Annotated in this window: 17 protein-coding genes; 11 read left to right on the top strand and 6 right to left on the bottom strand. The window is 45.8% G+C overall.

What is annotated here, in order from left to right; genetic code table 11:
• The first annotated feature begins 8 nt into the window (after nucleotides 1–8).
• Genes ade through deoC form a run of 5 tightly spaced genes read left to right on the top strand, consistent with a single transcriptional unit; the run spans nucleotide 9 to nucleotide 5,122 of the window.
• On the top strand, nucleotides 9–1,646 hold the full coding sequence (ade, locus tag AB7E53_RS02705; RefSeq protein WP_446774030.1) for an adenine deaminase: 1,638 nt from the start codon (nucleotides 9–11) through the stop codon (nucleotides 1,644–1,646).
• Nucleotides 1,643–3,460, top strand: coding sequence for an excinuclease ABC subunit UvrC (uvrC, locus tag AB7E53_RS02710; RefSeq protein WP_446774032.1), 1,818 nt, complete (start codon nucleotides 1,643–1,645; stop codon nucleotides 3,458–3,460). Before ade ends, uvrC begins: the two co-directional genes overlap by 4 nt.
• Nucleotides 3,461–3,468: 8 nt before the next feature.
• Nucleotides 3,469–3,921, top strand: a complete 453-nt coding sequence (gene dtd / locus AB7E53_RS02715) for a D-aminoacyl-tRNA deacylase (RefSeq protein ID WP_079682297.1) — start codon at nucleotides 3,469–3,471, stop codon at nucleotides 3,919–3,921.
• 2 nt (nucleotides 3,922–3,923) lie between these two features.
• Complete coding sequence (locus AB7E53_RS02720) at nucleotides 3,924–4,256, top strand: nucleotide pyrophosphohydrolase (RefSeq protein ID WP_068181251.1); 333 nt, start codon at nucleotides 3,924–3,926, stop codon at nucleotides 4,254–4,256.
• Between the two features lie 2 nt (nucleotides 4,257–4,258).
• Nucleotides 4,259–5,122 carry a deoxyribose-phosphate aldolase gene (gene deoC / locus AB7E53_RS02725; protein ID WP_446774034.1) on the top strand — a complete coding sequence of 288 codons (864 nt, stop codon included), beginning with the start codon at nucleotides 4,259–4,261 and terminating at the stop codon, nucleotides 5,120–5,122.
• A 178-nt stretch (nucleotides 5,123–5,300) separates the two neighbouring features.
• Here deoC and AB7E53_RS02730 read toward each other — a convergent pair whose 3' ends face one another.
• Entirely contained in the window at nucleotides 5,301–6,275 is a 975-nt protein-coding gene (locus tag AB7E53_RS02730) for a polyprenyl synthetase family protein (RefSeq protein ID WP_079682415.1), read from the bottom strand.
• Between the two features lie 98 nt (nucleotides 6,276–6,373).
• Here AB7E53_RS02730 and polA point away from each other — a divergent pair, with 98 nt between their 5' ends.
• The 5 genes from polA to AB7E53_RS02755 all read left to right on the top strand — a co-directional run bounded on the left by polA (nucleotide 6,374) and on the right by AB7E53_RS02755 (nucleotide 13,228).
• Nucleotides 6,374–9,139: a DNA polymerase I gene (polA, locus tag AB7E53_RS02735; protein WP_446774036.1), complete on the top strand. Its 2,766-nt coding sequence runs from the start codon at nucleotides 6,374–6,376 to the stop codon at nucleotides 9,137–9,139.
• Nucleotides 9,140–9,224: 85 nt separating this feature from the next.
• Nucleotides 9,225–10,328: a redox-regulated ATPase YchF gene (ychF, locus tag AB7E53_RS02740; RefSeq protein ID WP_079682294.1), complete on the top strand. Its 1,104-nt coding sequence runs from the start codon at nucleotides 9,225–9,227 to the stop codon at nucleotides 10,326–10,328.
• 161 nt (nucleotides 10,329–10,489) lie between these two features.
• Nucleotides 10,490–11,140 carry a DUF47 domain-containing protein gene (locus tag AB7E53_RS02745; RefSeq protein WP_179399909.1) on the top strand — a complete coding sequence of 217 codons (651 nt, stop codon included), beginning with the start codon at nucleotides 10,490–10,492 and terminating at the stop codon, nucleotides 11,138–11,140.
• A gap of 15 nt (nucleotides 11,141–11,155) precedes the next feature.
• Nucleotides 11,156–12,160 carry an inorganic phosphate transporter gene (locus AB7E53_RS02750; RefSeq protein WP_079682292.1) on the top strand — a complete coding sequence of 335 codons (1,005 nt, stop codon included), beginning with the start codon at nucleotides 11,156–11,158 and terminating at the stop codon, nucleotides 12,158–12,160.
• Nucleotides 12,161–12,328: 168 nt separating this feature from the next.
• On the top strand, nucleotides 12,329–13,228 hold the full coding sequence (locus AB7E53_RS02755; protein WP_446774045.1) for a TolB family protein: 900 nt from the start codon (nucleotides 12,329–12,331) through the stop codon (nucleotides 13,226–13,228).
• A gap of 9 nt (nucleotides 13,229–13,237) precedes the next feature.
• Here AB7E53_RS02755 and AB7E53_RS02760 read toward each other — a convergent pair whose 3' ends face one another.
• Nucleotides 13,238–13,627 (bottom strand): HU family DNA-binding protein, encoded by a 390-nt coding sequence (locus tag AB7E53_RS02760; protein WP_079682288.1) that lies wholly within the window; start codon nucleotides 13,625–13,627, stop codon nucleotides 13,238–13,240.
• A gap of 191 nt (nucleotides 13,628–13,818) precedes the next feature.
• On the opposite strand from AB7E53_RS02760, the gene AB7E53_RS02765 reads away from it, so the two are divergent.
• On the top strand, nucleotides 13,819–14,277 hold the full coding sequence (locus AB7E53_RS02765; RefSeq protein WP_068181229.1) for a hypothetical protein: 459 nt from the start codon (nucleotides 13,819–13,821) through the stop codon (nucleotides 14,275–14,277).
• Between the two features lie 247 nt (nucleotides 14,278–14,524).
• Here AB7E53_RS02765 and AB7E53_RS02770 read toward each other — a convergent pair whose 3' ends face one another.
• The 4 genes from AB7E53_RS02770 to AB7E53_RS02785 all read right to left on the bottom strand — a co-directional run.
• Nucleotides 14,525–15,361 (bottom strand): hypothetical protein, encoded by an 837-nt coding sequence (locus tag AB7E53_RS02770; RefSeq protein ID WP_446771010.1) that lies wholly within the window; start codon nucleotides 15,359–15,361, stop codon nucleotides 14,525–14,527.
• Between the two features lie 153 nt (nucleotides 15,362–15,514).
• Nucleotides 15,515–18,100, bottom strand: coding sequence for a DNA mismatch repair protein MutS (gene mutS / locus AB7E53_RS02775; protein ID WP_446774039.1), 2,586 nt, complete (start codon nucleotides 18,098–18,100; stop codon nucleotides 15,515–15,517).
• Nucleotides 18,101–18,316: 216 nt separating this feature from the next.
• A complete protein-coding gene (gene fsa / locus AB7E53_RS02780; protein ID WP_446774041.1) occupies nucleotides 18,317–18,973 on the bottom strand; it encodes a fructose-6-phosphate aldolase in 657 nt (218 codons plus the stop codon).
• A gap of 162 nt (nucleotides 18,974–19,135) precedes the next feature.
• The coding region (locus AB7E53_RS02785; RefSeq protein ID WP_446774043.1) for a glycoside hydrolase family 3 C-terminal domain-containing protein at nucleotides 19,136–20,709 on the bottom strand (1,574 nt) is incomplete at its 5' end.

The following is a 20,709-nucleotide window of genomic DNA, read 5'->3' on the forward strand; positions in this document are numbered from 1 at the left end:
AGAAAAAGATGAATAATACAGACACAAAGTTAGTAAGAGGAAATCTGGTTGATATTATTAGCAGGGAAATCTATGGGGCCGTTGTTACCATAAGCGATGGGAAAATATCAAAAATAGAAAGGACTGGGATCGTAGAATCGAACTATATTTTACCTGGATTTATTGATGCGCACGTACACATTGAAAGCAGTATGTGCACACCTCTTAATTTTGGAGCGGCTGCATGCAAGCACGGAACAATAGGGATCGTTGCAGACCCTCACGAAATTGCGAATGTATTAGGAGTTGAAGGAATCGATTTTATGGTAAACAATGCAAAAGAGGCTCCGTTTTATTATTGGATCGGAGTTCCTTCTTGTGTACCGGCAACCCCTTTCGAATCTGCAGGCGCGGTTATCGATGCTGCAACAACAGAAAAATTACTGAAACGCGAGGACCTTCATTTTCTGGCAGAGATGATGAACTATCCCGGCGTATTAAATAAAGACCCTGAAGTAATTGGGAAACTAAATGCCGCCAAAAGGGCAAACAAGCCAGTGGACGGACATTTTCCTACCGGAAACGGGAAGGCTTTGGAAGACTATATAGCCAATGGAATTACAACAGATCACGAATGTGCCACCATTGAAGAAGGTCGGGACAGATGCCGTAATGGTATGTTTGTACAGATCAGGGAAGGTAGTGCCGCAAAGAATTTCAATGCACTTCATCCATTACTGAAGGAATTTCCGGGGAAGGTAATGTTTTGCAGTGACGACATACACCCAAACACACTAATGGAACGACACATAAACGGCCTTGTAAAAAGAGCTGTCGGACTTGGGTATGATGTTTTCGACGTATTGCGCGCAGCGTCTTACAATCAGGCAAAGCATTATAGTATTCCGGCCGGATTCTTGCAGGTTGGCGACAATGCCGATTTTATCATCACAGAAGATCTTTACAGCTTTACTGTAAAATCGACTTTCGTGAAGGGTGTTTGTATTTATGATGGCTCTAATGTATCATTTCCTGCAAAAGAAACCAGTCGCCCCAACCGTTTTGCTATTGATCCAATCACTGTATCCGATTTGGGAATTAAGGCAATATCAGATAAAATGCGGGTAATTGTTTGCAGTGACGGAAACCTGGATACTTTTGAAGAGATTATGGAGCCTACTACAAATGAGGGATATGCCGTATCTGATACAACCAAAGATGTTATTAAAATGGTTGTATTGAACAGATATCAGAAGGCAGCACCGGCTATTGGCTTCATAAAAGGGACTGGGATTAAACGTGGGGCTATGGCTCAAAGCATCACTCACGACAGTCATAATATCATTGCAATTGGAACTACAGATCGGGAGTTAGCCGATGCAATTAATGAAGTTATTATAAATAAAGGGGGTATAAGTGTTGTGAACGGAGAAGAGAAAGAAACTCTTTCGTTGCCTGTAGCAGGGTTGATAAGTCCCCTCCCACTCGATCAAATCGACATTCAATATAAAAAGCTGGAATCAAAGATGGCGGAGCTGGAAACCACCCTTTCGTCTCTGCAGATGACTTTATCTTTTATGAGCTTGCTAGTAATTCCAGCAATAAAATTAGGAGATAAAGGTCTGTTTGATGGTAAAAATTTCCGTTTTACAAACCTGTTTGTATGACGAAGGAAAAGGAAAATAGGTTCTCTGCCTTGCTGGCTATACTTCCGGAGAAGCCAGGATGTTACCAATATTTCGATGAAAAGGGAACAATTATATACGTTGGTAAGGCTAAGAATTTAAAAAAGAGGGTTGGTTCTTACTTTAATAAAGAACATGATAATAATAAAACCCGGGTGCTGGTTAAGCACATTGCAGACATAAAATATGTTGTAGTAGATACGGAGGAAGATGCACTTTTATTGGAAAACAACCTTATAAAGCAATTCAGACCTAGATACAATGTTCTGCTTAAAGACGACAAAACCTACCCTTCCATCGTAATAAAGAACGAGTATTTCCCTCGCGTGTTCCAAACAAGAAACATTGTGCGCGACGGATCCATATACTTTGGACCTTACCCTTCTGTTTTTACAGCCAAGGTAATGCTTCAACTTCTTAAGGAATTGTATCCCATACGCACCTGCAAATACCCTTTAACACCCGAATCCATCGCACAGGGTAGATACAAAATATGTTTGGAGTATCATATCAAACGTTGTCTGGGACCTTGCGAAGGACTCCAATCCACCGAAAACTATAACAGAAACATTGCAGAAATTAAAGAAATTCTGAAGGGAAATATCGCTACAGTAAGTAAAATACTGTACGATGAAATGCAACAACTGGCCTCCGAATTAAAATTTGAAGAGGCACAAAAGATGAAGGAGCGCTACCTCGCCATTGAGAATTATCGATCCAAATCGACTGTTGTTACCCCTTCTTTACATAATATTGATGTTTTTTCCTTCGATGAAAACGAACGTTCTGCGTTTATCAACTATCTTCATATAGGTAATGGAGCTATTGTGCAGGCCTATACATTCGAATATAAAAAGCGTTTGGATGAATCGAAAGAGGAACTTCTGGGACTTGGTATCATCGAAATGCGTATGCGGTTTAAAAGTTCTGCCAGGGAGATTATCGTACCTTTCCTCCCGGACACTGAGCTGATGGAACAATATACGTTCACAATACCTCAAAAGGGCGATAAGAGAAAGCTGTTGGATCTTTCCTTACAAAACGTTCGTCAGTTTAAGGTAGATCGTCTGAAACAAGCCGAAAAACTGAACCCGGAACAACGTACCACACGTATATTGAGTACCATTCAGAAAGATCTTCATATGCATGAATTACCCATGCATATTGAATGCTTCGATAACTCCAATATACAAGGGACAAATCCTGTTGCAGCTTGTGTAGTATTTAAGAAGGCAAAACCATCTAAGAAGGATTACCGCCATTTTCATATCAAGACTGTGGAAGGGCCTGATGACTTTGCATCCATGATTGAAGTTGTTACACGCAGATACACGCGTCTTGTAGAAGAAAACGAGCCTCTGCCTCAGCTAATCATCATTGATGGGGGTAAAGGTCAGTTAAATGCAGCTACTGAAGTGCTTCGAAGTCTGAACCTTCTCGGAAAGATCACCATTGTGGGACTAGCCAAGCGATTGGAAGAGATATTCTTTCCCGGCGATTCAATTCCGTTGGTTCTGGATAAGAATTCGGAAACGCTGAAGGTTATCCAGCAATTAAGAGACGAGGCACACCGTTTCGGTATAACATTCCACCGGTCGCTTCGCAGCAAAAAACAAACGGTCTCCGAATTAGATGCTATAAAAGGAATCGGGGATAAGACAAAAGTATTACTTTTGAAGCAATATAAAAGTGTAAAACGGATACGTGAAGCCTCTCTGGAAGAGCTTGAAAAGCTGATAGGATGCGCTAAAGCAAGAATTCTGACAGAGGGTTTAGGTAGCAAAGAAAGAAATTAAAAGACAACATGAGAACTGTGATTCAGCGGGTACAATCAGCCTCGGTGACTATAGACGGCGAAATAAAATCGGCTATTGGAAAAGGGTTATTAATCTTTTTGGGAATTGAAGATAAAGACAGTGAAGCAGACATCGAGTGGCTCGTAAAGAAGATCGTCAACTTACGGATATTTGATGATGAAAACGGAGTGATGAATCGTTCAATTATCGAGGTTAATGGAGAAGCATTAGTTGTAAGTCAGTTTACATTACACGCTTCTACTAAGAAAGGGAACAGACCCTCCTACATAAAAGCATCGAAACCCGAGAAGGCCATCCCCTTGTACAACGAGTTCTGCGATGAAATGAGCCTTGCACTGGGTAAAACAATCGGCACAGGTCAGTTTGGAGCAGATATGAAGGTAGGAATCCTGAACGACGGTCCGGTTACAATACTAATTGATTCTCAAAACAAGGAATAAATATGGATGCACTAAGTATTAGCGAAGCGCAGCAGCAGGTAGATCAATGGATAAAAACCTATGGAGTGAGGTATTTCAACGAACTTACCAACATGGCCATTCTTACGGAAGAGGTAGGTGAGTTGGCACGAATCATTGCCAGAACCTACGGAGAACAATCGTTTAAGGAAAGTGATAAAAACAGAGATTTGGGCGATGAAATGGCAGATGTACTATGGGTATTACTTTGTTTGGCAAACCAAACCGGCGTAGATCTTACGGATGCCTTCCGCAAAAATCTTGAAAAGAAAACAAACAGGGATAAAGAAAGACATCAAAACAATTTAAAATTATAAGCATGGACAAATATCAGGAAGTATTCAATAAATACGCAACTCCCCTACCCGATGCTAAAATAGCAGAACAGGTAAACGCATTGCTGGAAAAGAAATACCAGGCTAATTTTACACCTGAAGTGCTGAAGACCATTCATGGCTGCATCGATTTAACATCGCTGACCAGCCTGGACAGCAAAGAAAGTATCTGGAAGCTGGTGGATTCGGTAAACGACTTTGAAGGAACCCGTCCGGATGTCCCTAATGTAGCAGCCATTTGTACATTTCCTTTATTTGTGGATACTGTAAAACAGGCACTCACGGCACAAGATGTATCAATTGCATCGGTGGCTGGTGGATTTCCGGCCTCACAGACATTTACAGAAATTAAAATTGCTGAGACGGCATTAGCTGTTGCCGATGGAGCCGATGAGATCGATGTAGTGATGAATCTAGGGTATCTGTTGGAAGAAAACTACGAGGAACTTACGGAGGAACTATCCGAGATTAAAGAAGCCTGCAGAAATGCCAAACTCAAAGTTATCATTGAAACCGGAGCATTGGCTACGGCTAATAATATACAAAGAGCCACCTTGGTTGCCATGTATTGCGGAGCAGATTTTGTTAAAACATCTACAGGAAAAGGATACCCCGGAGCTACACCAGAAGCAGCGTTTACCATCTGCGAAACGATACGCGCCTATCACCTGCTTACAGGAAACAAAGTCGGCATCAAGATTTCCGGAGGAGTGCGTACAGCTGAAGAGGCTGTTAAATACTACACTATCGTGAAAGAAAAGCTTGGAGACGAATGGCTGACAAAAGATTATTTCAGAATCGGAGCCAGCAGTCTGGTAAAAGATATCGAAAATCGTTTAGGTAAATAATAAAGAAAGCGGGAAGTTCAATAGTCAGAACTTCCCGCTTTCTTTTATTATCAATACTACTATTTTGTACTGTTTAATACTGCGCTTCCTTTAAATCATTCTTTCGAATTAGTAGACTTTTTTGTCAGATTCTTAACTGGACACAAGTCAAAAAACACCCCTTTTGTCGTTTCCAGCCTTACTTTTTCCGTTCGATAATATAGTTAGCCAAAAGAATCAATGCCTCTTTTGCATCCGAATCGGGGTATGAATCTACCAGTTCAATAGCTTTGGAATGATAATGGCGCATGCGATTTTCTGCATACTCTATCCCACCCTTCCGAATTGCAAAATCAATCAACTGATCTACCTGAACAGGAGTAAACACTTTTGAGCGTAACAACGTCATATAGGTTTCGAGTTCGGCAGGGCCGGCATGCTGAAGGGCGTAAAGCAAAGGAAGGGTAACTTTGCCTTCGCGAATATCGTTTCCGGTAGGTTTACCCAGGTCTTCGTTCTTATAGTAATCGAATATATCGTCTTTTATCTGGAAAGCATAGCCAAGATACTCTCCCAGCAACTTGCTTTTCTCCACGATATCGGCCGGTGCATCGGCACAGATGGCTCCTATTTCGGTGCAAGCCGACAATAACGTAGCTGTTTTCTTTTTAATAACCTGCATATAGGCCTCTTCATCCACGATGGACTCTTCTGCCGTTTCAAGCTGTTTAATCTCGCCTTCGGACAGGTCGCGCCCCAAGTTGGACACGATGGATATAATCTGAAGATTGCGTGTTTGAATGGCTCGTATCAAAGCAGAAGACAAAATATAGTCTCCAACCAGCACCGATACGCGGTTATCAAATATAGCATTCAGGGAAGGCAACCCCCTGCGCTCTTTGGTCTCATCAATTACATCATCATGAATTAACGTTGCCGTATGAAGCAGTTCGAGTAACACGGCCGCATTTATCGTATGCTCTGTAATCTTACCGCATGCTTTTGCTGTTAAAAGCACCAATAAAGGACGCACATGCTTACCGACAGCATGCTGTATCTGAATGATAGCCGACTGTAGCCTGCGCGTTTCGCTCTTAAGGGAGTTGGCAAATTCATCATTGAACTGTTGAAACTCTTTAGCAACCGGCTCTTCTATTTTACTTCGTGTATTCATACTTACCTTCAAAGATATGCAAAAGTAGCAAAATCTTACAAGTAAGCGATAAATTTCGTACATTTACCGAAGTTTATGTCTCAAAAACTTGTAAAACAATGAAGCTTTTCCTCATAGATGCCTATGCGCTGATCTACAGATCCTATTACGCCTTTATTAAAGCACCCCGCATAAATTCCAAAGGAGTAAACACATCCGCCATATTTGGCTTTGTAAATACCCTCGAAGATATATTAAAACGGGAAAGCCCAACCCATATCGCCGTAGGATTCGATCCGTCGGGCCCCACATTCCGTCACGAAGCATTCGAACAATACAAGGCCCAGCGGGAAGAATCTCCCGAAGTAATCCGGGCATCCGTTCCTGTTATCAAGCAGATTATTCAGGCGTACAATATACCCATATTGGAAGTACCCCGTTACGAAGCCGACGATGTGATAGGTACCATTGCCAAGCAAGCCGAAAAAGAGGGATTCGATGTGTACATGATGACGCCGGATAAAGACTATGGTCAGCTGGTTAGCGAGCATATCTTTATGTATCGTCCTAAATTCGGCGGCGATTACGAGATATTGGGTGTTCCGGAGGTATTACAAAAATACGAACTCACTTCGACCGAACAAGTGATCGATCTGCTGGGTCTTATGGGAGATTCATCCGACAACATTCCAGGTTGCCCGGGTGTAGGTGAAAAAACGGCACAGAAACTACTGGCCGAATTTGGTAGTATCGACAATCTGTTGGCAAATACGGATCAGTTAAAGGGAGCCTTGAAAAAAAAGGTGGAAGAAAACAAAGACCAGATTATCTTCTCCCGTTTTCTGGCAACCATTAAAACGGATGTCCCCATACAGTTCAGTGCAGAAAGCTGTTTGCGTGAAAAAGCGGATATAGATAAATTAAGAGAAATTTACACAGATTTAGAATTCAGAGCATTTATTAACAAATTAGAAGCAGAGCCCGTAAAAGTCCAAAATCAGGGTCCGGTTCAAGGCGATCTCTTTGCGATATTTCCGACCGAGGATGCAGCTGAAGAAAAATATTCAAATCTCAGAGACATAAAAAACACGCAACACACCTACCATCTTACTGATAATCAGGATAAAATAAAAGAATTAAGCTCCTTTTTAGCAACACAGGAATTTTTTGCTTTTGACACCGAGACAGACGGTATAGATCCCCTTACAGCAAAACTGGTTGGTATGTCCTTCGCCGTAAAGGAAAAGGAGGCCTGGTATGTACCGATTCCCGAAAATTTCGATGAAGCCCAGAAAATTGTATCTCAATTTGCAGAGGCGTTAGAAAACGAGAAAATCGAGAAGATCGGTCAGAATATTAAATTCGACACGGTGGTCTTACGCAAATACCAAATCAAGGTACAGGGTCCCCTATTCGACACCATGATCGCCCATTACCTGCTGAATCCGGAATTAAGGCATAACATGGATTATTTGTCGGAGACCTACCTAAAGTACAAACCGGTTTCCATAGAGGAGCTGATTGGTGCAAAAGGGAAAAATCAATTAACGATGCGTCAGGTTCCGGTTGCTCAGGTTGCGGAATATGCAGCCGAAGATGCGGACATCACCCTGCAGCTCAAAAATTTCTTTGCACCGGAACTGAAGAAAGCAGGACTGGAATCGCTATTCTACGAAATGGAGATGCCTCTTATACATGTGTTGGAAGAAATGGAGGTTACGGGTATTGCCCTGGATACCGAAGCATTAAAGCAATCGTCGCAGGAACTTACCCAAACCTTGATCCGTCTGGAAGAGGAAATCTACGAATTGGCAGGTACAACTTTCAATATCAATTCGACCAAACAGGTAGGTGAAATTCTTTTCGATCGCCTGCAAATCATGGAAAAGGCGAAGAAGACTAAAACAGGCAACTATACCACCAACGAGGAAACGCTGGAAAAACTCCGGTCTAAGCATCCCATAATAGGGAAACTGCTCGAATACCGCGGAATAAAAAAGCTGTTGAGTACATACATCGATTCGCTACCCGAGCTGATTAATCCGCAAACAGGAAAGATACATACCTCCTTCAATCAGACGGTGGCAGCAACGGGACGATTATCGTCGAGTAACCCCAACTTGCAGAATATTCCTATCAGAGACGAAATGGGCAAAGAGATCCGAAGGGCCTTTACAGCCGATAACGACCAATGCGTCTTCTTTTCGGCCGACTACTCGCAGATCGAGTTACGTATCATGGCGCATCTTAGCGAAGACCCGAACATGATCGAAGCCTTTAACAGTGGTGCTGATATTCATGCGGCAACGGCAGCCAAGATATACAATGTTCCGCTCGAGATGGTTACCGGCGACATGCGCCGAAAGGCGAAAACAGCCAACTTCGGCATCATTTACGGAATTTCGGTATTTGGATTGTCGGAGCGACTCAACATTCCACGCGGGGAGGCCAAAGAACTGATAGATGGTTATTTCAAGACCTATTCACGCATCAAGGCTTACATGGACGAATGCATCCATCTGGCAAAAGAGAAGGGATACGTAGAGACCATTTTCAAACGGAAACGTTACCTTCCGGATATCAATTCCGGAAATGCCATCGTACGTGGTTATGCCGAGCGCAACGCCATCAATGCACCCATCCAGGGAAGTGCGGCCGACATAATCAAGATTGCCATGATACGGATCTACAAACGGTTTGAAGAAGAAAAGCTACGTAGTAAAATGATATTGCAGGTACATGACGAACTTAACTTCAATGTGTACAAAGAAGAGAAAGAACAGGTAAAAAAGATTGTACTGGAGGAGATGGAGGGTGCCTGCAAACTGCGGGTTCCATTAATAGCAGATTGCGGCGAAGGATACAGCTGGCTTGAAGCACATTAAGGAGTATGCGGTGTGGCATGAAAAAGAATATTTCGTATCTTTGCACCCTCAAACAGAGAAGTATATACTAAAAATCGACTAATAAATGGCATTACAATGTGGCATTGTAGGCTTACCAAACGTTGGCAAGTCTACATTATTCAACTGTTTATCGAATGCAAAAGCGCAATCGGCTAACTTTCCCTTTTGTACCATCGAGCCCAATGTGGGTGTGATTACCGTTCCGGACGAACGTCTTACCATACTTGCCGAACTGGTACATCCCCAGCGGATTGTTCCTACCACGGTGGAAATTGTAGATATAGCCGGTCTGGTAAAAGGAGCCAGCAAAGGAGAGGGATTGGGAAACAAGTTTCTTGCAAACATTCGCGAAACCGACGCCATTCTGCATGTGCTGCGCTGTTTTGACGACGACAATATAACACACGTGGACGGTTCTGTAAATCCGGTACGCGATAAAGAGATTATCGACTACGAACTACAGTTGAAAGACCTAGAAACCATCGAGTCGCGCATCGCCAAGGTTCAGAAACAGGCGCAGACAGGCGGCGACAAGCAAGCCAAAATGATGTACGAAGTGCTTATAAAGTTTAAGGAAGCTTTGGAGCAGGGAAAGAGTGCACGTACGGTGACTTTCGATACAAAAGACGAACAAAAGCTGGCTAAAGAACTGTTTCTGCTTACAAGCAAACCGGTTATGTACGTCTGCAACGTAGACGAAGCAAGTGCGGTAAGCGGCAATAAGTATGTAGAACAGGTACGGGAAGCTGTGAAAGATGAGGATGCCGAAATCCTGGTGGTGGCAGCTAAAATAGAATCGGAGATTGCCGAATTTGAAACATACGACGAACGCTCCATGTTTCTGGCCGAGATCGGTCTGGAAGAATCCGGAGTAGCACGTCTGATCAAGTCGGCCTACAAATTACTGAACCTGGAAACTTACTTTACAGTAGGTGTACAGGAAGTACGCGCCTGGACATTCTTAAAGGGCAGTAAAGCTCCGCAATGTGCCGGTGTAATTCATACAGATTTTGAAAAAGGCTTTATCCGGGCCGAAGTGATTAAATACAACGACTTTATTGCACTTAAATCGGAGGCGGCAGTGAAAGAGGCCGGCAAGATGAGTGTGGAAGGTAAGGAATATGTGGTTGCAGATGGCGACATCATGCACTTCCGTTTCAACGTATAAATAATTAAAAGCTGTTGGCAACCTCGTGCCGGCAGCTTTTTTTTTATTCCTGTTTAACTACTGGCAGAGCTTCTTTTTTATGGTTAGAAAAAGAAAGACTCAATAGCAAAATATTTAAGAATTATTCTACATTTGCATAATTAAAAATTAATTTACTACAGATGAAAATTAATACTCTGTTGAGCGTATTCGCTCCGAAAGATGTTAAATTTTTTCCTTTGCTCGACGAAGCAACATCCATCCTTGTACAATCATCCGTTTTGCTGAAAGAACTCTTCTCTACAGAAAACCCGGAACGCAGAAATGAATTATGTCGCCTGATCAAAGCTGAAGAAGTGAAGGGTGATAAGATCACGAAACAGACTTTCAAGGCGTTAAATGATACTTTCCTTACGCCATTCGACAGGGAAGATATCCATGAGCTGGCAGATATTCTGGACGATGTAATTGATGTTATTAACCGATGCGGACAGAAGGTTCTTCTTTATTCGCCGCAAAAGTTAAATAAGAATTCGGCTTTGCTGGTAGATATCATCTATAAGGGATGTATCGAAGTTCAACATGCCGTAACCGAACTGCAAAACCTCAAGAAAACAGATACACAGCTACGCAGTCACTGCCGCGAGATCAAGCGGTTGGAGGAAGAGGCCGATGGTATCTACGAAACAGCCATCATGAGTCTTTTCAAAGAAGAGACAAGTTCGGTGGAACTCATTAAAATGAAAGAAATTACGCAAGAGCTTGAAAAGGCTGTGAACAAAATAAACAGTACCGGAAAGGTAATCAAGTCCATCTTAGTAAAATACGCCTGATAAATCAAAATACATATGACGCTACTCATTATTGTAATAGTTCTGGGAATTATATTTGATTTTATCAACGGTTTTCACGATGCTGCCAACTCCATTGCCACCATTGTTACTACCCGCGTGCTTACGCCTTTTCAGGCAGTGCTCTGGGCGGCAGCGTTTAACTTTCTTGCCTTCTTTGTAGCCAAGTATATCATTGGCGAATTTGGAATTGCAGATACTGTGGCGAAGACGGTTATACGGGAATATATCACGCTTCCCATCATCCTTTCCGGCCTTATAGCTGCTATCAGCTGGAATTTGCTGACCTGGAGACTGGGTATCCCCTCCTCTTCTTCCCATACGCTGATCGGAGGATTTGCGGGAGCAGCCATCGCCGGTGCCGGATTTCAGGCTATCCACGGAGCAACCATCATCAAAATTGCCTCTTTCATCGTATTGGCTCCGCTGATTGGTATGGTTATCTCTTCTATAATAACCATCGGTGTTCTTTGGTTATTTAAAAACGTGAACAACCGCAAGGCGGAAACTACCTTTAAGCGTCTGCAATTGGTATCCTCCGGGCTGTTTAGCCTCGGACACGGGATGAACGATTCGCAGAAAGTGATGGGTATCATTGCCACGGCTATGATTGCAGCCGGACACATCGACTCGGTAAACACCATGCCCGACTGGGTTCCATTGACCTGTTTCGCCGCCATCGGTATCGGAACCATGGCTGGGGGCTGGCGTATTGTTAAGACAATGGGGACCAAGATTACGAAAGTAACCTCGCTGGAAGGTGTTTGTGCCGAAACAGCCGGTGCCACCACCCTGTTTATCACTGAGATTCTTAAGATACCGGTAAGTACCACCCATACCATTACCGGAGCAATCATGGGGGTTGGAGCTGTAAAGAGACTATCGGCAGTACGTTGGGGTGTTACCATCAACCTGCTATGGGCCTGGATTCTTACCATTCCCGTTAGTGCGGCTCTGGCGGCAGTAATCTATTTACTGATCACTCTGCTGGGAATAAAGTAACCCCGGTAACCGGACAACCTTCATGCAACTAATCTATAGGCGGAGATACACCCTGATGGTCGTATCTCCGCTTTTCTATAACTTGAAAATAGGCAGGTTATCCCTTTTTTATATTTCTTTTTTTGTATGTTTGTGTAAATTCTTAAATTCTTGTGCTTTATGAAACAAATGCTTTGTGCCATGGCTTGTTCGCTTGTTATAGGGACTGTAAGTGCCCAGCAAAAGGTTACCAGCATCCTCGAAATACTGGATGTTCAAAGCGGCAACCGTACGGTAGTGAAGGAATTTCCCTATCTGATCGAGGCGCCCAACTGGACGGTAGACGGGGCATGGCTTATTTACAACAGCGGCGGTAAACTGTACCGCCTGTCTCCCCAGAACCCCAGCGAGCCCGAAGTTATCCCCACAGGATTTGCCACACGTTGCAATAACGACCATGTATTGTCGGCCGACGGCAAAGGAATTGCAATCAGTCACGGAACCAGAGAAGACGGCAGATCCCGCATCTATACCTTGCCGATCGAAGGAGGAACACCCCGTCTTATCACCCCGATGGGACCAAGTTATCTACACGGCTGGTCGCCCGACGGGAAACAGCTTGCCTATTGTGCCGAGCGGAATGGTAATTACGATGTGTATGTAATACCGGCCGAAGGAGGCGAAGAGGTACGGCTTACTACAGCCGAGGGACTGGACGACGGACCCGAATATTCGCCTTGCGGAAACTACATCTGGTTTAATTCGGTACGAAGCGGACTCATGCAGGTGTGGCGTATGAAAGCCGACGGAAGCGAGCAGACACAACTCACGTTCGATGATACCCGCAACGCCTGGTTTCCGCATATATCGCCCGATGGCAAGCAGGTGGTTTACATAGCCTACTATAAAGGCGACCTGAAACCGAATGAGCACCTGGCCAATAAGAATGTTGAACTCCGGATCATGCCTGCCGGGGGTGGCGAAACCCGTATGCTGGCAAAGCTTTTTGGCGGACAAGGAACCATCAATGTCAATTCATGGTCGCCGGACAGTAAGAAGATTGCCTTTGTAAGCTATAGATTGAAGTAGGGGACTCCCCTACTTCGTTTTTCTTTCAAACCGGGCGGTCTCCATCCGCTTCATCAACCTGGGCGAAGGGATAAAGTTTACGTTTTTCACATAAATGGATGCCGACCGGATCTCATCGGGATTGGTCACCGCCTTATCGGTGGCTGCGGATACGGAAAAGGTACCGAACTCGTCTAATGTTACGCTGTTTCCATCCAGCAGCTCCAATATAATCTGCTCTCTTACCAGCTCGATTGCCAGCTTAAGCTCTGTTTTACGGATGTGTGAGCCTCCTGCCAGGCGGGAGACCAGCTTGCCTATTGTGATGTTCATTTTCCTGTATACTCTGGGTATTAATCCTTTACGTGTAGATGTTGCAAGGTTTCGGGAACACTCCTCCATAAGATAGTTGATAGCCATAGATTTAATAATTAATTATATATTACTTTACCTGCCGTTAAGGTAACCTCAAACAGGCATTTATTTGTAAAGATAAGGCAAATATTTAACATTCTGAAATAGAAAATTCATGCAGCATCTGCGATAGAAACTGCATCTTAGTTTGTATATTTAAGTCGGATTTCGTAGAAAACCATATAAACCAATGCCATATGAATACAATAAAGCTATTGATTAAATTGGCCTCCTTCTTCCCGGTACAGGGATATGTGAGAACGGCCAATCTGCAGAGAGAGCCGGAGGCATGCATCGTACAGGAACTACCCCTAATGCATGTGAAAGGAGACCTGAATGCCGGCGAGAAAAAGGTGATACGTTCAAGAAAGGAGCTGGAGTGGCTGTTTACCGCCGAAGAGCTTGAATCGCTCTCCCAACTAAAAGACATCGACTTTTCCAAATACAGCCTCCTTATCGGAGTCGATACCTATTTTAGTCAGGTCAAGGAGATTCAGCACCGCTTTGTACGTACGGCCAAAAAGACCTATGCCTACATCGTGGAAGTGGCCGGAGGTATGATCCGTCCGGATACCTTCATGTACGGTTCCATTGTAAAGAAACTCCCCAAAGGGGCAAAGGTTACCTTCCGGATGGACGAGATGAACACCCTCTGACCTATCCGTATCATCCCTCCCGAAAGTATGTATATCCTTCCTGCGGTTTATGTTATAAGTAAGCCGAAGGAAGGATATGTTTTAACCCCGTTTCCGCTTGTTTTAAGCACAAAAGTTATCACATTGCACCAACGGGCCCACGGGGACAAATAAACGGGCCCATGGGCGCGATTTAACGTCTCCATGGGCCCGCTGGGGTATTCTGCCTTATTTGGAACTTAGTTCCTGCTTATCCGCGCCTTACGGTTCATTTCTTTCCCAATAAGAATCCTATCTTTATTCCGGCAGTCAGCGTTAGCGGTGTGTCGTTTTCAGCTCCCAAAAATCCGTAATGCCAGGATTCATTCCGTGGATTATGACCGAACCCGTAGCCTACTCCGGCAAACAGATCCACCAGAAACAGATCATTGAAGACCCATTGCTTGCCACCTACCAGCATCACAGAGAACATGGTGGTTACGGTCTTATCCTTAACGATTTTATAAGTATCAGTGCTTCCGATGTAATCCACCCAATAATAGTCGGATGTATAATGCAAGAAGGTTACTTCGGGCTTGATATACGATCCTTTCAGGATATGGGCGTACCGCTGACGGCGGTCGTACCAGTCGGGAGAGGTTATAAACTTATATCCGAACTTGGCAACGGCTCCAAAAGGATTCACATCATCAACATCTCTGCCGGCACCGATAATTCCCAGACCGAACTCCATGGACTGTCCCGGCTTCACGCTATGTTCGTACGAAAGAAGAGTGGCTCCCATCAAAGGAGACAGAAAGCTTAATTTGATGGCATTCTTACGCTGTGTCTCGTAATTCTCTTTGCCAAACATGGAATCGGCAAAGGTCATCTCCTTGCCATTGCCAAATACAATACGGGTAATCTTATTTTTGTCGACTGTAAAGGTGAGATCCTGCGAATAGGTATCGGCCTTGTACTTGACAAGCTCCTCTCCTATCTCGACAATTTTGCAAGGGATGGTGTCCGACGGGTTAATTCTGTAAATCACATCTTGAGCCAAAAGAGCTCCTGAGCCTGCAAGGGCAAGTAAAGCCGATGCCATGAATCGGGTAATTGTCTTCATTTTTCCTGGTTTTTTAGAACAGGACACATGCGTGCATGTCCACTGTTAATTAAGAAGGGGCAAAGTAAGCACATTCATTTAATTATACCTACAGGAAAAGTGTTAAATACTAATTAATATCGCATGAACACTCCCTGACGCAGGCAATTCCGGTTATTTCCCTTTAATGATTCGCTTGATCTCGCTCAGTTTATTGAGGCCCTCCAGCGGAGTGAGGTTGTTTACATCGATATTCTGTATCTCGTCGCGCACCTGCGAAAGTACGGGATCGTCCAGCTGGAAGAAACTTAGCTGATAACCTTCGGCCTTGGCTGCAATTCCTTTAACCGGCTTGGAAACAACGCCCCCCTGACGGTTTTCGGTCTCCAGTTGTTTCAGAATCTCTCCGGAACGTTTCACGATACTTTTGGGCATACCGGCCATCTTCGCCACATGGATACCGAAGCTGTGTTCGCTGCCTCCGGGCACCAGCTTACGCAGGAAAATAACCTTGTTTCCCAGCTCCTTCACAGACACGTTGTAGTTTTTAATACGGTGGAAGGTACGCTCCATCTCATTCAGCTCGTGATAATGGGTGGCAAAGAGGGTCTTGGCCCTGGCATTGGGGTGCTCGTGGATGTACTCCACAATCGCCCAGGCGATGGAGATACCGTCGTAGGTACTGGTTCCCCTACCTAGCTCGTCGAACAGTACCAAGCTCTTGGGCGATAGGTTGTTCAGGATATCGGCCGCCTCGTTCATTTCCACCATGAAGGTAGATTCGCCCACGGAGATATTATCCGAAGCTCCTACACGGGTGAAGATCTTATCCACCAGTCCGATGCGGGCGCTCTCGGCCGGAACGAATGATCCGATCTGAGCCATCAGGGTGATGAGGGCGGTCTGACGGAGCAAAGCCGACTTACCCGACATATTGGGACCGGTAATCATGATCACCTGCTGGTGCTCGTCGTCCAGATACACATCGTTGGCAATGTAGGTCTCGCCCAGCGGAAGCTGCTTTTCGATTACAGGGTGCCGGCCCGCCTTTATGTCTATCACATCCGTATCATTCACCTCCGGACGCATGTACCGGTTGCTCTCGGCAGCCTTGGCAAAAGAGAGGAGGCAGTCTATCCGGCCAATCAGGTTGGCATTGCTCTGGATAGGCGGAATGTACTCCATCAGGCAAAGTACCAGTTCATTGAAGAGGCGGGTTTCCAGGGAAAGGATCTTTTCCTCGGCTCCCAATATCTTTTCTTCGTACTCTTTCAGCTCCTGGGTGATGTACCGTTCGGCGTTGACAAGGGTCTGTTTACGGATCCATCCGGCAGGAACTTTGTCTTTATGCGTGTTGCGCACCTCAATGTAGTACCCAAACACGTTGTTAAATGCTATTTTAAGGCTTGTTATGCCTGTATTTTCTATTTCGCGCTGCTGAACCCGCAGCAGGTAATCTTTTCCCGAAAATGCCAGATTTCTAAGCTCATCCAGCTCTTCGTTCACGCCGGTGCGTATCACTCCGCCGCGGTTGATCTGTGAAGGGGCATCGGGGTTGATCTCCTTTTCGATCCGTTCGCTTATGATGGTGCAGGCGTTGAGCTGTTCGCCGATGCGTCGCAGACTGGCATCCTCGCTTTCCATGCAGGCTTTCTTGATGGGTTCGATGGCTTTAAGGGCTACCTTGAGCTGTATCACTTCACGGGGTGAGACACGTCCCACGGCAACTTTGGAGATAATACGCTCCAGGTCTCCTATCAGGTTGAGCTGCTCGTCGAATAACTGCTTGATATCCGGATGCCTGAAAAAGTATTCCACCACATTCTGGCGTTCCTCGATGGGCTTAACATCCTTCAGCGGAAACACAATCCATCGTCTTAGCATACGCGATCCCATGGGCGATACCGTCTTGTCCAATACCTGAAGCAGGCTGCATCCTTCGTCGTTCATGGTTCCCACCAGTTCGAGACTGCGTACCGTAAACTTATCCAGACGCACGTAGCGGTCTTCTTCAATACGCGCCAGCGATGTGATATGCGATAGTTGGGTATGCTGTGTAATATCCAGGTATTGCAAAATAGCTCCGGCGGCTATCACCCCCAGCTTGAGGTGTTGTACTCCAAAGCCTTTCAGGTTGTTGGTCTCGAAATGTTTCGTGAGCCGGTCGTTGGCCGCATCGGAGGTGAATATCCAGTCTTCGAGCTCGAATACAAAGTAACGGGGACCGAAACACTCTTCAAACCGTTTGCGGTTGGTGCGTTCGATCAGCACCTCCTTGGGTGAAAAGTTGTTGAGCAGCTTATCGATATAGTCGACCGTCCCTTCCGCCGTAAGGAATTCGCCGGTGGATATATCCAGGAAAGAGATACCGCAGGCCTCTTTGGCAAAATGGACCGAGGCCAGGAAGTTATTCTCTTTATGATTCAGTATATTGTCGTTGATGGATACACCCGGCGTAACCAGTTCGGTTATCCCTCTTTTAACCAGCTTCTTGGTTAGTTTGGGATCTTCCAGCTGGTCGCAGATGGCCACCCGCTTACCGGCTCTTACCAGTTTGGGCAGGTAGGTGTCCAGGGCATGGTGAGGGAATCCGGCCAGTTCTACAAACTGAGCGGCTCCGTTGGCCCGGCGTGTCAGGGTAATCCCGAGAATCTCTGCCGCAGCAATGGCATCATCCGAAAAGGTTTCATAAAAGTCGCCCACCCGGAACAACAGAATTGCATCCGGATGCTTTGTCTTAATCTCAAAATATTGTTTCATCAAAGGGGTTTCAACCACTTGCTTTGCCACGGGATATCTCTTTTAAATGTTCTTATGTAAATGACAAAGATAGGGTTTCTTACCGAAAATGGATACAACCTCTTTTAAAAAAGGATGCACCCTTTGGCTAAAAAAGGTGCATCCTGTATGATATGTACTTCCCGCATGCCGGTTCTGCCGTCTCAATATGCGTAGTCCGGTATAGGGTCCGGCAGGTTATTCCATGTACTTCTTCGAATCCGCCAGAAAGGTAGCCAGTCCGCTGTCGGTCAACGGATGCTTCAGCAATCCCACAATGGCACTCAACGGACAGGTCGCCACATGGGCACCCACCTCGATGCACTGTATAATGTGCTGGGTATGGCGGATGGAAGCGGCCAGCACCTGGGTGTCGAAGCCGTAAATGGAGTACATCTCCACAATTTTACGTACCAGGTCTATCCCATCACTGGAAATATCGTCCAACCGGCCTACAAAGGGAGATACGTAGGTTGCTCCGGCTTTGGCGGCCAATAAAGCCTGACCGGGCGAGAATACCAGAGTGCAGTTGGTACGGATGCCCTTGCCACAAAGGTAACGGATGGCTTTAATGCCTTCGGCAATACAGGGTATCTTTACCACAATATTGGGATGCAGTGAAGCCAGCTCCTTTCCTTCCTTCACCATGCCTTCAAAATCAGTTGCAAGTACCTCGGCACTCACATCGCCGTTCACGATTTCGCAAATCTTCAGGTAGTGTTGTTTACACCCTTCTGCACCTTGTACACCCTCTTTGGCCATTAACGAGGGGTTGGTGGTTACGCCATCCAGTACGCCTAAAGCATTAGCCTCGCGTATCTGGGCTAAGTTAGCTGTGTCAAGAAAGAACTTCATAGCATATAATTTAAAGTGATTGAAACAAAGATAGATAAGTTTTGAAAGATTGTTAGTTAAAAATGAAAAAAAGCCGGTAAGGTTGAATCCCTTACCGGCCTACACACACACTTACATTAGTCCTGGTTAATCAGATAAATCTAAATTCAGAATAAAAATTTCTTATTCAACAACGAAAGAACCTTTCAAAGCCGCACGGCTGTCGCCGCCAACCCACAGGTTGAAATCACCGGCCTCAACAACCTTCTTCATATCGATGTTCCAGAAGGCGAGCTCCTCTATCGGCAGACTGAAGCTTACACTGCGGCTTTCGCCCGACTTCAAAGCGATGCGTTCGAAGCGCTTCAGCTCCTTTACCGGACGCGTTACTGAACCAAAACGGTCCTGAACATACAGCTGCGCTACCTCCGTTGCATCGTATTTACCCGTATTGGTCAGATCGAAGCTTACCGTAAGTACGTCGCCCTCCTTCAGTTTCTCTGAAGATAGCTTCAGGTTGTCGTATTTGAATGTGCTGTAAGACAAGCCGTAACCAAAGGGATACAGCGGATCGTTACCCGCATCCAGATAGAACGAGGTGTTACCCAATGAAGTCTGTCCAGCTTCCGCAGGGATATCCTGCAGCATCGTCTCCGTACCCTGGAAAGGACGGCCCGTGCTGTTGTGACTGTAATAAAGCGGAATCTGACCTACCTCTTTCGGGAAGGTCACTGGCAGTTTGCCGCTGGGCACTGACTTGCCGAAGAGCAGGTCCACCAAGGCCGGTCCGCCCATCGTGCCCGGATGGAAGCTGTAAAGCAAGGCATCGGACAAGACTGCCTCTTTGCCGATTGTAAGCGGTCGACCCGCCATTACGATCGTAACCAGAGGTTTGCCCGTATTGGCTACCGCCTCGATCAAAGCGCTCTGCGCGCCCTGCAGGTTCAGGTTGGCCAGACAGTGGGCCTCGCCGGACAGGATGGATTCCTCTCCTACAAAAGCCAACACCACATCTGCCGATGATGCGGCGCGTACCGCTGCTGCAATACCGCCCGTATTCGTATCCCGGCTGTAGCTTACGCCAGGGGCATACACGATCTTGATCTTATCGCCATAGGCTGATTCCAATGCCTTCAGGGGTGTTTGGGTATAGTTCTTATCCCCGTCGAACACCCACGTACCCATCTGGTCGTGCGGTGCATCCGCCATCGGTCCGATTACGGCGATGGTCTTCACGGATTCTCCCAGAGGTAATACCGAACCTTCGTTCTTTAGAAGTACGGCCGACTCGATGGCGGCCTCCTTAGCGGCTTCCAAGTGTGAAGCTGCGTAAAGCACCTCTCCCTTGCTCTCATCCACATACGGATTCTCAAACAACCCGAGACGGAATTTCACGCGCAGGATGTTACGTACCGCATTGTCGATCGTCTCCTCCTTCACCTTGCCTTCCGAGATCAGCTCCTTCAGGTGGTTCACGTAATGGTAGCTTACCATCTCCATGTCGACACCCGCATTCACAGCCTTAAGCGCCGCTTCCTTCCCGTCGGCACAGAAGCCGTGGGCGATCATCTCCCCTACCGAAGCCCAGTCCGATACCACAAAGCCGTCGAAGCCCCACTCCTTGCGCAGCACATCCTTCAGGATATAACCGTTGCCCGAGGCAGGGATGCCGTCGTTGTCGTTAAAGGAGGTCATATAGGTAGCTGCTCCGGCTTTGGCTGCCGCCTCGAAAGAGGGCAGGTACACATTGCGAAGCA

It is taken from the genome of Macellibacteroides sp. (genome assembly GCF_050251695.1).
GTDB lineage: Bacteria > Bacteroidota > Bacteroidia > Bacteroidales > Tannerellaceae > Macellibacteroides > Macellibacteroides fermentans.